The organism is Variovorax pasteuri (assembly GCF_051216435.1).
Taxonomy (GTDB): Bacteria; Pseudomonadota; Gammaproteobacteria; order Burkholderiales; family Burkholderiaceae_C; genus Variovorax.
Genome location: NZ_JBPJZS010000002.1, coordinates 666,550 through 681,235, shown reverse-complemented (window position 1 = coordinate 681,235; position 14,686 = coordinate 666,550). Strand labels below are relative to the sequence as shown.

Genomic DNA, 14,686 nt, shown 5'->3' with positions numbered 1-14,686 from the left:
GGTGTCGCAAACCGCGTCGGTCTGGGTTGTTCTGCTGGTGGCCCTGGTGGCCGCCAACCTGCCTTTCTTCAACGACCGTCTGTTCGGCGCCGTGCCACTGCCCACGCGACCCAAGTCGCTCGCAGTGCGCCTGGCCGAACTGGTGGTCTTGTACTTTCTGGCCGGCGGCATCGGGCTGCTGTTCGAGCGCAGGGCAGGGCAGATCGCCCCGCAGGGGTGGGAGTTCTATGCGGTGACCGGCGCGTTGTTCATCGTGCTGGCCTTTCCGGGGTTCACCTGGCGCTACCTGATGAAACACAGGCACTGACGACATGACTTCACCCACCACCGATTCGCACCTGAGGGAAGAGCTGGTCCGCAGCGAGGAGCTCTTCAAGGGCAACTTCCTGCAGGCCAAGCGAGACACCATCCGCCTGCCCGACGGCCACAGCGCCACGCGCGAGTACGTGGTGCACCCGGGTGCCGTGGTGGTGATTCCGTTGCTGGACGACGGCCGCGTGGTGCTGGAGCGGCAGTTTCGCTACCCGGTCGGCCATGTGATGATCGAGTTCCCGGCCGGCAAGCTCGACGCGGGGGAAGACCCCTTCGTCTGCGGCCGGCGCGAGCTGCTCGAGGAAACCGGCTACACCGCGCGCGAATGGGCGCACGCGGGTGCGATGCACCTGGCGGTGGCGTACTCGACCGAGATCATCCACATCTACTTTGCGCGCGGCCTCACGCTCGGCGAGCGCCAGCTCGACCATGGCGAGTTTCTGGACGTGTTCACGGCCACGCCCGCAGAGCTGGCCGGCTGGTGCCGCGACGGCAGCGTGACCGATGCCAAGACGCTGACCTGCACGCTCTGGCTGCAGAACGTCCTGTCCGGCGCATGGGCACTGGACTGGAAGGCCGTGCCCGAACAAGGCGGCGCGGGATAATCCGCGCATGAAGGTTCTCGATCTCCGCTGCGCACACGGCCATGGCTTCGAGGGCTGGTTCGCGTCCACAGAGGCCTTCGAGACCCAGCTGGCGGGCGGACTGGTCGAATGCCCGGTCTGCGGCGACACCGCCATCGTCAAGCTGCTGAGCGCGCCGCGCCTCAATCTCGGCAACGCGAAGCCACCGCAGGAAGCCTCTGCGCCGGCCGCCTCTTCGAGCGTTTCCACGGAGCTTTCACCCGAAGCCCGCTGGATGCGCGCCATGCGCGAGGTCATGGCGAAGACCGAGGACGTGGGCGAGCGCTTTGCCGACGAAGCCCGCAAGATGCACTACGGCGAAGCCCAGGAACGCGGCATCCGCGGCCAGGCCACGCCCGAGCAGACCGAGGCGCTGCTCGACGAAGGCATTGCGGTGATGGCGCTGCCGATACCGGCGTCGCTCAAGGAAACCCTGCAGTAGTCGGCCCGGCGCTCGCGGCCTTCAGTCCGTTCAGGCCGTGAACTGCAGTGCCGCCAGGCGCGCATAGACGCCGCCTTGCGCGACCAGCGTCGCGTGCGTTCCCTGCTCGACGATGCCGCCGTGGTCCAGCACCACGATGCGGTCGGCCTTCTGCACCGTCGCCAGCCTGTGGGCGATCACGACCGTGGTGCGGTTTTCCATCGCCGATTCCAGTGCCGCCTGCACCATGCGTTCGCTTTCCGCATCGAGCGCGCTCGTGGCTTCGTCGAGCAGCAGCAGCGGCGGGTTCTTGAGGATGGCGCGCGCAATCGCGATGCGCTGGCGCTGTCCGCCCGACAGGCGCACGCCGCGCTCGCCCAGGAAGGTGTCGTAGCCCTCGGGCAGCGCCTGCAGGAAGTCGTGCGCGAAGGCGGCGCGCGCGGCGGCATGCACCTCGTCGGCGGTGGCCTCCGGGCGGCCGTAGCGGATGTTCTCGAAGGCGCTGGTCGAGAAGATCACCGCGTCCTGCGGCACCAGGCCGATGCGGGTGCGCAGGTCGGGCAGGGCGAGCGAGGCCAGCGGCGTGCCGTCGAGCAGCAGGCGGCCGGACTGCGGGTCGTAGTAGCGCAACAGCAGCTGGAACACCGTGCTCTTGCCCGCGCCGCTCGATCCCACCAGCGCGACGGTTTCGCCGGGCGCGACATCGAGGCTGAAGTCGCGCAGCGCCGGCGTGCCGGGACGCGACGGGTAGTGAAAGGTCACCGCATCGAATTTGATGGCGCTGCCCGCAACAGGGACGGGCGCGACCGCCGGGTTCGAGGGTGAAGCGATGGCCGCGGGCGCATGCAGCAGTTCCATCAGGCGCTCGGTGGCGCCAGCGGCGCGCAGCAGGTCGCCGTACACCTCGCCGAGCACCGCGGTGGCGCTTGCCAGGATGGCCACGTAGACCACGGTCTGGCCCAGGTGGCCGGCCGTGATGTCGCCCCGCAGCACGGCCTGCGTGCCCTGGTACAGGCCCCACAGCAGCGCGGCCGAGGTCGCGATGATGATGAACGCGACCAGCACCGAGCGCGCCTTGGTGCGCCGCACGGCGGTGCTGAAGGCGTTTTCGGTGGAGCCGTTGAAGCGCGCCGCCTCGCGGCCTTCGGCCGTGTAGCTCTGCACCACGGGGATGGCGTTGAGCACTTCGGCGGCGATGGCGCTCGAATCGGCCACGCGGTCCTGGCTGGCGCGCGACAGCTTGCGCACGCGGCGGCCGAACCACATGCTCGGCAGCACCACCAGCACCAGGATGCCCAGCACCTGCACCATCACGTAGGGGTTGGTCCATACCAGCACGGCCAGTGCGCCCACGCCCATGACGGCATTGCGCAGGCCCATGCTCAGCGACGAGCCCACCACCGTCTGGACCAGCGTGGTATCGGCCGTCAGGCGCGACAGCACTTCGCCAGTCTGCGTGGTTTCGAAGAACGCCGGGCTCTGCGTCAGCACGTGGCCGTAGACCGCGTTGCGGATGTCGGCGGTGACCCGCTCGCCCAGCCAGCTCACCGTGTAGAAGCGCGCCGCAGAGAAAAGGCCCAGCGCCACGGCCACCGCGAAGAGGGCGCCGAAGTGCTCGCGCAGTGCCATGGTCTGAGCGCCCTTGTCGGGGTTGATCAAACCTCCGTCAATCAGGCTGCGCAAGGCGATAGGAAAAGCCAGCGTAGTGACCGCTGCCATCACCAAAAAGATGGCCGCCAGGACGATCTGGACGCGGTAGGGGCGGAGAAAAGGGCTCAGGCCAGACAGCGACCGGGGCGAGCCCTTGGCCTGGGAAGACGGTGCATTAGAAGCCATGCGCTGATTCTAACGATCCCTTGCCCCCACAAAGGCAGCCTTGACAATAACTGTCATGGCAGCTAATATTTTGGCCATGAGCGATGCCAATTCCAACCCAGCTTCGTCGGCCTCCACCGACGCCGAGCGTCGCGCGCCTGCCGCCTTTTATCGGCCGGAGACCTACCAGACCGAGGAGAGCATCGGCTACCTGATGCGCCGCATCGTGACGGCCGTCGGCCAGTCGATCGAAAGCCGCATCTGCGAGCCCGGCAGCCCGACCTATCCGCAGTGGGTGCCTCTCTACAAATTGCATGTCGGCGCCGCCACCACGGTGGCCGAACTGGCCCGCGCCTGCGAGCTCGATACCGGCGCCATGACGCGCCTGCTCGACCGCCTAGAGGCCAAGGGCCTGTGCCGGCGCGTGCGCTCGCTCGAAGACCGCCGCGTGGTCAACATCGAGCTCACTGACGAAGGCCGTTCCGCCGCCAAGGAAGTGCCTTACGTGCTGAGCCGCGTCCAGAACGAACACCTTGCAGGTTTTTCCAATGAGGAATGGGAGCAGCTGAAGGGCTACTTGCGCCGCATCCTCGACAACGCACAGGCCCTCGCGGTCCGTGGAGATAAAAATGACTGATTCCCTCGCCGTGCGCGCACCGCGTCGCACTTCTGTCGTGGCCGCCGCGTTGCTGGTGGTCGCACTGGCCGGCTGTGCCGACATGGCCGGCATCGGCTCGCAGGCCAAGCTGCGCGACGCCTCGTCGCTGGGCATTGCGCCCGACACCGCCGCGGTGCCGGCGTCCCGGCTCGACGGCCAGTGGTGGTTCGCATTCGGCGACACGCAGCTCAATTCGTTGATCGACCAGGCCGTGGCCGGCAACCCGAACCTGCAGGTCGCGCAGGCCCGCCTCGCGCGCGCGCAGGCCTCGGCCGACATTGCCGGCGCGGCCCTCAAGCCGCAGGTCAAGGGCGACTTCGACCTGAACCGCCAGAAGTTCAACAGCAACTACATCTACCCGGCGCCGCTGGGCGGCTCCACGCAGAACATCGGCCTGCTGCAGCTCAGCGCCAGCTGGGAGCTCGACTTCTTCGGCAAGAACCGCAGCGCGCTGGACAGCGCCATCGGCGCGGCCAACGCCGCGGCCGCCGATGCCGATGCAGCCCGCGTGCTGCTCGCGAGCAACGTGGCGCGCAGCTACTTCCAGTGGGCGCGCCTGAACGACCAGCTCACCGTGGCCCGGCGCACGCTGGCCCAGCGCGACGAAACGCTCAAGCTGGTGCGCGACCGCGTGTCCGCCGGCCTCGACACCCGCCTCGAACTGCGCCAGAGCGAAGGTGGCCTGCCCGAGGCACGCCAGCAGATCGAAGCGCTCAACGAGCAGATCGCGCTGCAGCAGCATGCGCTCGACGCGCTCGTGGGCCAGCCCAACGTGTCGGCCTCGCTCAAGCCGCCCGTGCTCGAAAGCGTGAAGACGATGGCCCTGCAGGCCAACATTCCCGCCGATCTGCTGGGCCGCCGCGCCGACATCGCCGCCGCGCGCTGGCGCGTCGAGGCTGCCACCAGCGACGTGGCCAACGCCAAGACGCTCTTCTATCCCAACGTGAACCTCACGGCCTTCGCAGGCTTCCAGAGCCTGGGCTTCGGCAAGCTGCTCAAGTCGGGCAGCGAGCAGTGGGGCGTGGGCCCGGCCATCAGCCTGCCGATCTTCGAAGGCGGCAAGCTGCGCGCCAACCTGCGCGGCAAGTCGGCCGACCTCGACGTGGCCATCGAAAGCTACAACGCCGCCGTGATCGATGCGGTGCGCGACGCCGCCGACCAGGTGGCCAGCGCGCAGTCGATCGCGCGCCAGCAGACCGAGCAGCGCGCCGCGCAGACCGCGGCCGAAGGCGCCTACGACATCGCCGTGCAGCGCTACCGCGCGGGCCTGGGCAATTACCTCAACGTGCTGACGGCAGAAACCGCCGTGCTGGCGCAACGCCGCCTGGCGGTCGATCTCGCCGCGCGCGCGCTCGACACGCAGGTGGCGCTGGCGCGCGCACTGGGCGGCGGCTGGCAGCCACCGGCCACCGCGACGGCCGCACTGAACCACTGAACTGACTCGACTCTCTCGTCTTCGGAAAGAACTTCACCATGAGCGATAACAACACTCCGACGCCCGCTGCTGCCGCAGCCTCCGCAAACCCCACGGCGCCCGAGGCGCCGGCGAGCAACGGCAAGCGCCGTCGCGCACTCACCGCGCTCGCCGCGGTGGTGATCGTCGCCGGCGGCGGCTGGGGCATTTACGAATGGCTGGTGGCCAGCCACTACGAGGACACCGACAACGCCTACGTGTCGGGCAACGTCATCCAGATCACGCCGCAGATCGGCGGCACCGTGATGGCCATCGGCGCGGACGACACCGACTTCGTCAGGGCCGGCCAGCCGCTGGTGCAGCTCGACCCGGCCGACGCCAAGGTGGCGCTCGAGCAGGCCGAGGCCGCGCTTGCGCAGGCCGTGCGCCAGGTGCGCACCCTGTACGCCAACAACGGCTCGCTGGCCGCGCAGGTCACGCTGCGCCAGTCGGACATCGTCAAGGCGCAGAGCGACATCGCCAAGGCACAGGACGACCTGCAGCGCCGCCGCGCGCTGTCGGGCAACGGCGCCGTGTCGAAGGAAGAACTCAACCACGCCGAGACGCAGCTCGACACCGCCAAGAGCCAGCTCGCCGCCGCGCAGGCCGGCGTCGTCGCCGCCAAGGAAGCGCTGGTCAGCAACCAGTCGCTGACCGAAGGCACCAGCGTGGCCCAGCACCCGAGCGTGCTGGCCGCCGCCTCCAAGGTGCGCGAGGCCTACCTGGCCACGCAACGCGTCGCCATGCCCGCGCCGGTCGACGGTTACGTGGCCAAGCGCACCGTGCAGCTCGGCCAGCGTGTGGCCGCCGGCACGCCGATGATGTCGATCGTGCCGCTCAACCAGCTGTGGGTCGACGCCAACTTCAAGGAAGTGCAGCTGCGCAACATCCGCATCGACCAGCCCGTGAAGCTCACGGCCGACGTGTACGGCAAGAAGGTCGAATACACCGGCAAGGTTGCGGGCCTCGGCGTGGGCACCGGCAGCGCCTTTGCGTTGCTGCCCGCGCAGAACGCCACCGGCAACTGGATCAAGGTGGTGCAGCGCGTGCCCGTGCGCATTGCGCTCGACCCCGAGCAGCTCAAGGCCAACCCGCTGCGCATCGGCCTGTCGATGGACGCGGAGATCGACATCTCGTCCAAGAGCGGCAAGATGCTCGCCGACGCGCCGCGCGCCACCGCGCTGACGCAGACGGCGGTGTACAGCCAGCTCGACCACGGCGCCGACGCCGAAGTGGACCGCATCGTCTCGGCCAACCTCGGGCGCAGCGCACCGGCCACCGCCGCCGTGCCTTCGAAGGGTTCGGCCGCGCCTGCGACCACGCCAGGCGCGGCCTCCGTGGCCGTGCAAGGCCAGCCGGGCTGATCGCCCGCGCTTCCTTCAGGTAAACAGAGCCCGCGCGACCGCACATGGCCACTGCTGCTCCTGCCTACATAGCGCACGCGCCACTCGAGGGCTCTGCCCGCGTGTGGGGCACCATCGCGCTTTCTGCGGCAACCTTCATGAACGTGCTCGACTCGTCGATCGCCAACGTGTCGTTGCCCGCCATCTCGGGTGACCTGGGCGTGAGCACCACGCAAGGCACCTGGGTCATCACCAGCTTCGCGGTGGCCAACGCCATCGCGGTGCCGCTCACGGGTTTCATGACCCAGCGCTTCGGGCAGGTTCGCCTGTTCATGGCCAGCGTGATCCTGTTCATGGTCGCCTCGCTGCTGTGCGGCCTGGCGCCGAACATGACCACGCTGATCGCCTTCCGCGCGCTGCAGGGCTTTGTCGCCGGTCCGATGATCCCGCTGTCGCAGACGCTGCTGCTGTCGAGCTACCCGCGCGCCAAGGCGGGCCTGGCGATGGCCATGTGGTCGATGACCACGCTGGTCGCGCCGGTGATGGGGCCGCTGCTGGGCGGCTGGATCACCGACAACATCTCGTGGCCGTGGATCTTCTACATCAACATCCCGGTGGGCATCGTCGCGGCTTCCATCACCTGGGCGCTGTATCGCAAGCGCGAGAGCACCACGCGCAAGGTGCCCATCGACGCCATCGGCCTCGCGCTGCTGGTGCTGTGGGTCGGCTCCATGCAGCTCATGCTCGACAAGGGCAAGGAGCTCGACTGGTTCCACTCGCCGCAGATCGTCACCATGGCGGTGGTGGCCGTGGTCGGCTTCGCGTTCTTCCTGATCTGGGAGCTGACCGACAAGCACCCGGTGGTCGACCTGTCGCTGTTCAAGCGCCGCAACTTCTGGTCGGGTGCCGTGGCAACCGCCGTGGCGTACGGCCTGTTCTTCGGCAACGTGGTGCTGCTGCCGCTATGGCTGCAGCAGTGGATGGGCTACACCGCGACGCAGGCGGGGATGATCATGGCGCCCGTGGGGCTGCTGGCGATCTTCTTCTCGCCGATCGTCGGGCTCACGGTGGCCAAGATCGATCCGCGCCGCTACGCGACCTTCTCGTTCCTGGTGTTCGCGCTGGTGCTGTGGATGCGGTCGAACTTCAACACGCAGGCCGACTTCGTCACCATCATCATCCCGACGGTGATCCAGGGCATCGCGATGGCGTTCTTCTTCATTCCGCTGGTGACCATCACGCTGTCGGGCCTCACGCCCGACCGCATTCCGGCGGCGTCGGGGTTGTCGAACTTCCTGCGGATCACGGCCGGTGCCATGGGCACCTCGCTCACCACCACGCTGTGGGACAACCGCGCCACGCTGCACCACACGCAGCTCTCGGAGACGATCAACCAGGGCAACAACGCGGCGACCAGCGCGATGTCGGGTCTTGCGAGCAGCGGCCTCAGCACCGAGCAGGTGCTGGGACAGATCAACCGCATCGTCGACCAGCAGGCCTACATGCTGGCCACGAACGACATCTTCTATGCCTCGGCGATCCTGTTCCTGCTGCTGATTCCGCTGGTGTGGCTGGCAAGGCCGCAAAAGGGCGGCGCCGGTGGCGACGCCGCGGCAGGCGCGCACTGATCGACAGCCGACAGGCAACCCACGCGACCCCCGGGCTTCTTCGAGAAGACCCGGGGGTTTTTACGTGCCGAGCGCGCGCAGCACGTCGTGGCACGCGCCCATGGTGTGATAGTCGGTCTTGCCGGCCGGGCTCTTCTCGTCGCTGATCTTGCGGTTCTGCGGCGTGAGGATGCGGTACCAGGCACCGTGCCGGTGATCGACGAAGTGCTCCCAGCTGTACGCCCAGATGCTGTCGTACCAGTCCCAGTAGCCCGGCTCGCCGGTGCGCACCGCGAGCAGCGCGGCGGCGGCGAAGCTCTCGGCCTGCACCCAGAAGTACTTGTCGCCGTCGCACACCGTGCCGTCGGGCCCGAAGCCGTAGGCCAGCCCGCCGTTGTCGGCGTCCCAGCCGCGGAACATGGCGGTGTCGAAGAAGTGCCGGGCGCGCGGCACGATCCACTCTGCCTCGCGGCCCGCCGCGGCGAGATGCCGTTCCAGCTGCAGCAGCAGCTTGGCCCATTCGGTGAGGTGGCCGGTCTGGAAACCCCAGGGGCGGAAGATGTCGGTCTTGTCGCCGCGGTTGAAGTCCCAGTCGACAGACCAGTCCTCGCGGTAGTGCTCCCAGACCAGTCCGTCGGCCAGGGCAGCCTGCCGGCCCGTGACGGATTCCGCCAGCGCCGATGCCCGCGCCAGGTAGCGCGCTTCGCGCGTGGCCTCGTACGCGGCGAGCATCGCCTCGCAGGCATGCATGTTGGCGTTCTGGCCCCGGTAGGCGCCCACACGCCAATCGGCGGTGGCCTCGTCGGCATAGAGCTGGTGCTGCGGCTCCCAGAAATGCTGCTCCATCAGGTCCCAGGTGTGTGCCAGCCCCGCGCGCGCTTCTTCCACGCCGGCCATCAGCGCATGCGCATGCGCGAGCAGCACGAAGGCCAGGCCGTAGCAGTGGTTGGTGGCGTCCTGCACGGTGGCGCCGTGCCGTTGCCAGTCGATCTGCCAGGCGTATCCGCCTTCGTGTTTCGCGTGGCCCTGCTGAAGAAAGGCCAGGCCATGGCGCGCCGCCTTCTGGTGCGCCGGATTGCCGAAGCGCCGGTAGGCCATGGCGTGGTTGAAGACGAAGCGCGTGCTGCTCACCAGATGGCGCGTGCGCCGGTCGTACACCGTGCCGTCGTCCTTGAAGAAATGAAAGAACCCGCCCGAGGCGTCCAGGCAACGCGGCTCGTAGAACGCGAGCGTGTGCAGGATGTGATCAGTCAGGAAATCGGGCGAGCGGAAGTTCGGCATCGAAGACAGGGCGGTCGGTTCTGGAAGTGGTGGCGATAGCCATCCGGACGCTGTCGAAGCGACCAACGGCTTCTTTGTCATCGCAGCGACAGTCACCCATTCTTGCGCCGTACCACCCCGTACAGGTTGCACTGCAGCATAGGCATTTGCCCCAGTATGAAATTGCATGACGCCCACCAACAATCAGTCCGCGCCCGGTAGTGGCGCATTCAGATGGGCCGCATGACCGACTTTCTTTCTTCGCATCCGGGCGACTTCGCGAGATGAGCGACGTCATCCTCGAAACACGCCAGCTCACCAAGGAATTCAAAGGGTTCACCGCGGTCAGCAAGGTCGACCTGTCGGTGGTGCGCGGTTCGATCCACGCGCTCATCGGCCCCAACGGCGCCGGCAAGACGACCTGCTTCAACCTGCTGACGAAGTTCCTCGAGCCGACCTCCGGCACGATCCTCTTCAACGGTCAGGACATCACGGGCGAGCGCCCGGCGCAGATCGCACGGCGCGGCATCATCCGCTCGTTCCAGATCTCGGCCGTGTTCCCGCACCTCACGCTGCTGGAAAACGTGCGCCTCGGCCTGCAGCGCCGGCTGGGCACCTCGTACCACTTCTGGAAGAGCGAGAAGTCGCTCAAGCCGCTCGATGCGCGTGCGCGCGAACTGCTGGCCGAAGTGGGCCTGGAGGAGCTTGCCGACGAGCAGACCGTGAACCTGCCCTACGGCCGCAAGCGCGCGCTCGAAATAGCGACCACGCTGGCCATGGAGCCCGACTTGATGCTGCTCGACGAGCCCACCCAGGGCATGGGCCATGAAGACGTGCACCGCGTGGCCGAACTCATCAAGCGCGTGTCGGCCGGGCGCACCATCCTCATGGTCGAGCACAACATGAGCGTGGTCTCGACCATTGCCGACACCATCACCGTGCTGCAACGCGGCGCCGTGCTGGCCGAGGGCCCTTACGCCGAAGTCTCGAAGAACCCGCAGGTCATGGAGGCCTACATGGGCACGACGGACGGCCAGTTGCAAGGTGCCCACTGACATGACGGCCGCATTGGAAATCAAGGGCCTGCAGGCCTGGTACGGCGAATCGCACGTTCTGCACGGCGTCGACATGGTCGTGCAGCCCGGCGAAGTCGTCACGCTGCTGGGCCGCAACGGCGCGGGCCGCACCACCACGCTGCGCGCCATCATGGGCCTGACGGGCTCGCGCAAGGGCAGCATCGAGGTCAACGGCAAAGAGACCATCGGCATGCCGACGCACCGCATTGCCCACCTGGGCATCGGCTACTGCCCGGAAGAGCGCGGCATCTTCGCGAGCCTCTCGTGCGAAGAAAACCTGCTGCTGCCGCCCGAGCTCAAGGGCGCGGGGCCCGGCATGTCGGTCGAGGAGATCTACGCCATGTTCCCCAACCTGGCCGAGCGCCGCCACAGCCAGGGCACTCGGCTCTCGGGCGGCGAGCAACAGATGCTGGCCGTGGCGCGCATCCTGCGCACGGGCGCCAAGCTGCTGCTGCTCGATGAGATTTCAGAAGGCCTGGCACCGGTCATCGTGCAGGCGCTGGCCCGCATGATCACCATGCTGCGCGCCAAGGGCTACACCATCGTGATGGTGGAGCAGAACTTCCGCTTCGCCGCGCCGCTGGCCGACCGCTTCTACGTGATGGAGCACGGCCGCATCGTCGAAAAGTTCGGCGCTGCAGAACTCGAAGCCAAGATGCCGGTGCTCACCGAGCTGCTCGGCGTCTGAGAAGAAAAAGAAACGTCCACAAGACCGCACGCTCATCCCACAAAGATTCCTCCAGGAGACAACCCCATGAACAAGAAACTCGGCCTCATCGCCTCCGCCGTCGCCGTCCTCGCCATGAGCGCAGGTGCCGCCCAGGCGCAGGAAAAAGTGAAGATCGGCTTCGTCACCGACCTGTCCAGCCTGTACGCCGACCTCGAAGGCAAGGGCGGTGCCACTGCCATCCAGATGGCCATCGACGACTTCGGCGGCAAGGTGCTGGGCCAGCCCATCGAGCTGCTCGTGGCAGACCACCAGAACAAGGCCGACATCGCCGCCTCCAAGGCCCGCGAGTGGGTCGACACGGCCGGCGTGACCATGATCTTCGGCGGCACCAACTCCGGCACCGCGCTGGCCACCGCCAAGGTGGCGGAAGAAAAGAAGCGCGTGTACTTCAACAACGGCGCCGGCAGCTCGGTGCTCACCAACGAGCAGTGCAGCCCCTACACCGTGCACTACGCCTACGACACCGTGGCGCTGGCCAAGGGCACGGGCGCGGCGGTGGTCGACCGCGGCGGCAAGAGCTGGTTCTTCCTGACGGCCGACTACGCCTTCGGCCATGCGCTCGAAGCCGACACCACCAAGGTGGTGAAAGAGAAGGGCGGCACGGTGGTGGGCGCGGTGCGCCATCCGCTGAACGCGTCGGACTTCTCTTCGTTCCTGCTGCAGGCGCAGAACTCCAAGGCGCAGATCCTGGGGCTGGCCAACGCCGGCGGCGACACCATCAACGCCATCAAGGCGGCCAAGGAATTCGGCATCAACAAGACCATGAAGACGGCGGGCCTGCTGGTGTTTCTGAGCGACATCCACAGCCTGGGCCTGAAGAACACCGAAGGCCTGCTGCACACCACCAGCTGGTACTGGGACCTGAACGACGACACGCGCAAGTTCGCCAACCGCTTCTTCGAGAAGACCAAGCGCATGCCCACCGACGTGCAGGCCGCCGACTACTCGGCCACCACCACCTACCTGAAGGCCGTGGCCGCCGCCAAGACCACCGATTCCGACAAGGTGATGGCGCAGCTCAAGAGCATGAAGATCGACGACTTCTACGGCAAGGGCCAGATCCGCGCCGACGGCAGCTTCATCCACGACATGTACCTGGTCGAAGCGAAGTCGCCCGCCGAGTCGAAGAAGCCGTGGGACTACCTGAAGGTGCTCAAGGTGCTGCCGGGCGACCAGGTCTTCACGACCAAGGCGGAAACGAAATGCGCGGCCTGGAAATGATGCGCTGACGCCCATCACGATTTACTTACCGAAGTCACTGAGGACCCTCCCCATGAAACGAACGCTCATCGCTTCCGCCTGCCTCTTGGCAACCTGTCTGATGGCCGCGGGCGCCGTGCAGGCCCAGGAGAAGGTCAAGATCGGGTTCATCACCGACATGTCGAGCCTCTACGCGGACGTGGAGGGCAAGAACGGCGCCCTCGCCATCCAGATGGCGATCGACGACTTCGGCGGCAAGGTCAACGGCATGCCCATCGAGCTGCTGCAGGCCGACCACCAGAACAAGGCCGACATCGCCGCCTCCAAGGCGCGCGAGTGGATCGACACGCAGGGCCTGACGATGCTGTTCGGCGGCACCAGCTCGGGTACCGGCCTGGCCATGGCCAAGGTGGCGCAGGAGAAGAAGCGCGTGTTCATCGTGAACGGCGCGGGCAGCTCGGCGCTCACCAACGAACAGTGCAGCCCCTACACCGTGCACTACGCCTACGACACCGTGGCGCTGGCCAAGGGCACCGGCAGCGCGGTGATTGCGCGCGGCGACAAGAACTGGTTCTTCCTGACCGCCGACTACGCCTTCGGGCAGGCCCTGGAGGCCGATGCGTCCAAGGTCGTGAAGGAAAAGGGCGGCACCGTGGTGGGCAGCGTGAAGCATCCGCTGAACACCTCGGACTTCTCCTCGTTCCTGCTGCAGGCGCAGAACTCCAAGGCGCAGGTGCTGGCACTGGCCAACGCGGGCGGCGACACCATCAATGCCATCAAGGCGGCCAAGGAATTCGGCATCACCAAGACCATGAAGATGGTCGGCCTGCTGGTCTTCGTGACCGACGTGCACAGCCTGGGCCTGAAGAACACCGAAGGCCTGCTGCTCACCACCAGCTGGGACTGGAACCTGGACGACAAGACGCGCGCCTTCGGCAAGAAGTTCTTCGACAAGACCAAGCGCATGCCCACCGACATCCAGGCGGCGGACTACTCGGCCACCATGACCTACCTGAAGGCCGTGCAGGCCGCCAAGAGCACCGACGCCGACACCGTCATGGCGCAGATCAAGAAGACGCCGATCGACGACTTCTATGCCAAGGGCGTGGTGCGCGACGACGGCCGCTTCGTGCACGACATGTACCTCATGCAGGTGAAGTCGCCCGCCGAGTCCAAGCAGCCGTGGGACTACTACAAGGTGGTCCAGAAGCTCAAGGGCGAAGACGTCTTCACCACCAAGGCCGAGAGCAGGTGCACCCTCTGGAAGTGATTGTTCGCGGGCGCCGCGGCGCCCGGGTTCGTTGAAACGCTTATGACCATTTCCCTTCCCGGCCTGCTGAGCCAGCTTCTCCTTGGGCTGGTGAACGGCTCGTTCTATGCCATCCTGAGCCTCGGGCTCGCGGTGATCTTCGGCCTGCTCAACGTCATCAACTTCGCGCACGGCGCGCTGTTCATGATGGGCGCCATCCTGACCTGGATGGCAATGGAGTATTTCGGCATCAACTACTGGGTGATGCTGATCGCGGCGCCCCTCGTCATCGGCCTGTTCGGCGTGCTGATCGAGCGGCTGCTGCTGCGCTGGATCTACAAGCTCGACCACCTCTACGGCCTGCTGCTCACGCTGGGCCTCACGCTGCTGATCGAAGGCGTGTTCCGCTCGGTCTACGGCGTGTCGGGCCTGGCCTACGACGCGCCCGATGCGCTGTCGAGCGCCACCGACCTGGGCTTCATGGTGCTGCCCAACTACCGCGCCTGGGTGGTCGTGGCCTCGCTGGTCGTGTGCTTCGCCACCTGGTACGTCATCGAGAAGACGCGGCTGGGCGCCTACCTGCGCGCCGGCACCGAGAACCCGCGGCTGGTGGAGGCCTTCGGCGTCAATGTGCCGCTGATGATCACGCTGACCTACGCGTTCGGCGCAGGGCTGGCCGCATTCGCCGGCGTGCTTGCCGCGCCGGTGATCCAGGTGTCGCCGCTGATGGGACAGAACCTCATCATCGTGGTGTTCGCGGTGGTCGTCATCGGTGGCATGGGCTCGATCATGGGCGCCATCCTCACCGGGCTGGGCCTCGGTGTGATCGAGGGGTTCACCAAGGTTTTCTATCCCGAGGCTTCGTCCACGGTCGTGTTCGTGATCATGGTCATCGTGCTGTTGATTCGCCCCGCCGGCCTGTTCGGCAAAGAGAAGTAA

General features: G+C 66.9%; 14 protein-coding genes. 12 read left to right on the top strand and 2 right to left on the bottom strand.

The window, feature by feature from the left end:
* Position 1 precedes the first annotated feature (1 nt).
* Genes ACSFBM_RS10300 through ACSFBM_RS10290 form a run of 3 tightly spaced genes read left to right on the top strand, consistent with a single transcriptional unit; the run spans position 2 to position 1,377 of the window.
* Entirely contained in the window at positions 2-307 is a 306-nt protein-coding gene (locus tag ACSFBM_RS10300; RefSeq protein WP_435484252.1) for a DUF2818 family protein, read from the top strand.
* A gap of 4 nt (positions 308-311) precedes the next feature.
* Complete coding sequence (locus ACSFBM_RS10295) at positions 312-917, top strand: NUDIX domain-containing protein (RefSeq protein ID WP_435484251.1); 606 nt, start codon at positions 312-314, stop codon at positions 915-917.
* 7 nt (positions 918-924) lie between these two features.
* Positions 925-1,377: a DUF1178 family protein gene (locus ACSFBM_RS10290; RefSeq protein WP_435484250.1), complete on the top strand. Its 453-nt coding sequence runs from the start codon at positions 925-927 to the stop codon at positions 1,375-1,377.
* A gap of 30 nt (positions 1,378-1,407) precedes the next feature.
* Here the strand turns inward: ACSFBM_RS10290 and ACSFBM_RS10285 are convergent, their stop codons facing one another.
* A complete protein-coding gene (locus ACSFBM_RS10285) occupies positions 1,408-3,192 on the bottom strand; it encodes an ABC transporter transmembrane domain-containing protein (RefSeq protein WP_435484249.1) in 1,785 nt (594 codons plus the stop codon).
* Between the two features lie 76 nt (positions 3,193-3,268).
* Here ACSFBM_RS10285 and ACSFBM_RS10280 point away from each other — a divergent pair, with 76 nt between their 5' ends.
* Genes ACSFBM_RS10280 through ACSFBM_RS10265 form a run of 4 tightly spaced genes read left to right on the top strand, consistent with a single transcriptional unit; the run spans position 3,269 to position 8,253 of the window.
* Complete coding sequence (locus ACSFBM_RS10280) at positions 3,269-3,808, top strand: MarR family winged helix-turn-helix transcriptional regulator (RefSeq protein ID WP_435484248.1); 540 nt, start codon at positions 3,269-3,271, stop codon at positions 3,806-3,808.
* Complete coding sequence (locus tag ACSFBM_RS10275) at positions 3,801-5,264, top strand: efflux transporter outer membrane subunit (RefSeq protein WP_435484247.1); 1,464 nt, start codon at positions 3,801-3,803, stop codon at positions 5,262-5,264. The genes ACSFBM_RS10280 and ACSFBM_RS10275 overlap by 8 nt, the downstream gene beginning before the upstream one ends.
* Positions 5,265-5,302: 38 nt before the next feature.
* Entirely contained in the window at positions 5,303-6,646 is a 1,344-nt protein-coding gene (locus ACSFBM_RS10270; protein ID WP_435484246.1) for an HlyD family secretion protein, read from the top strand.
* Positions 6,647-6,690: 44 nt separating this feature from the next.
* The gene (locus tag ACSFBM_RS10265; protein ID WP_435484245.1) at positions 6,691-8,253 is read left to right on the top strand and encodes a DHA2 family efflux MFS transporter permease subunit; all 1,563 of its coding nucleotides are present in this window, start codon (positions 6,691-6,693) and stop codon (positions 8,251-8,253) included.
* A 60-nt stretch (positions 8,254-8,313) separates the two neighbouring features.
* On the opposite strand, the gene ACSFBM_RS10260 is transcribed toward ACSFBM_RS10265, so the two are convergent.
* Positions 8,314-9,594 (bottom strand): AGE family epimerase/isomerase, encoded by a 1,281-nt coding sequence (locus tag ACSFBM_RS10260; protein ID WP_435484244.1) that lies wholly within the window; start codon positions 9,592-9,594, stop codon positions 8,314-8,316.
* Between the two features lie 182 nt (positions 9,595-9,776).
* On the opposite strand from ACSFBM_RS10260, the gene ACSFBM_RS10255 reads away from it, so the two are divergent.
* The 5 genes from ACSFBM_RS10255 to ACSFBM_RS10235 all read left to right on the top strand — a co-directional run bounded on the left by ACSFBM_RS10255 (position 9,777) and on the right by ACSFBM_RS10235 (position 14,686).
* Positions 9,777-10,547 carry an ABC transporter ATP-binding protein gene (locus tag ACSFBM_RS10255; protein WP_435484243.1) on the top strand — a complete coding sequence of 257 codons (771 nt, stop codon included), beginning with the start codon at positions 9,777-9,779 and terminating at the stop codon, positions 10,545-10,547.
* A 1-nt stretch (position 10,548) separates the two neighbouring features.
* A complete protein-coding gene (locus tag ACSFBM_RS10250; RefSeq protein WP_435484242.1) occupies positions 10,549-11,256 on the top strand; it encodes an ABC transporter ATP-binding protein in 708 nt (235 codons plus the stop codon).
* 114 nt (positions 11,257-11,370) lie between these two features.
* Positions 11,371-12,519: an ABC transporter substrate-binding protein gene (locus ACSFBM_RS10245; RefSeq protein WP_435436702.1), complete on the top strand. Its 1,149-nt coding sequence runs from the start codon at positions 11,371-11,373 to the stop codon at positions 12,517-12,519.
* Between the two features lie 100 nt (positions 12,520-12,619).
* A complete protein-coding gene (locus ACSFBM_RS10240) occupies positions 12,620-13,768 on the top strand; it encodes an ABC transporter substrate-binding protein (RefSeq protein ID WP_435484789.1) in 1,149 nt (382 codons plus the stop codon).
* Positions 13,769-13,810: 42 nt separating this feature from the next.
* Positions 13,811-14,686: a branched-chain amino acid ABC transporter permease gene (locus tag ACSFBM_RS10235; protein ID WP_435436629.1), complete on the top strand. Its 876-nt coding sequence runs from the start codon at positions 13,811-13,813 to the stop codon at positions 14,684-14,686.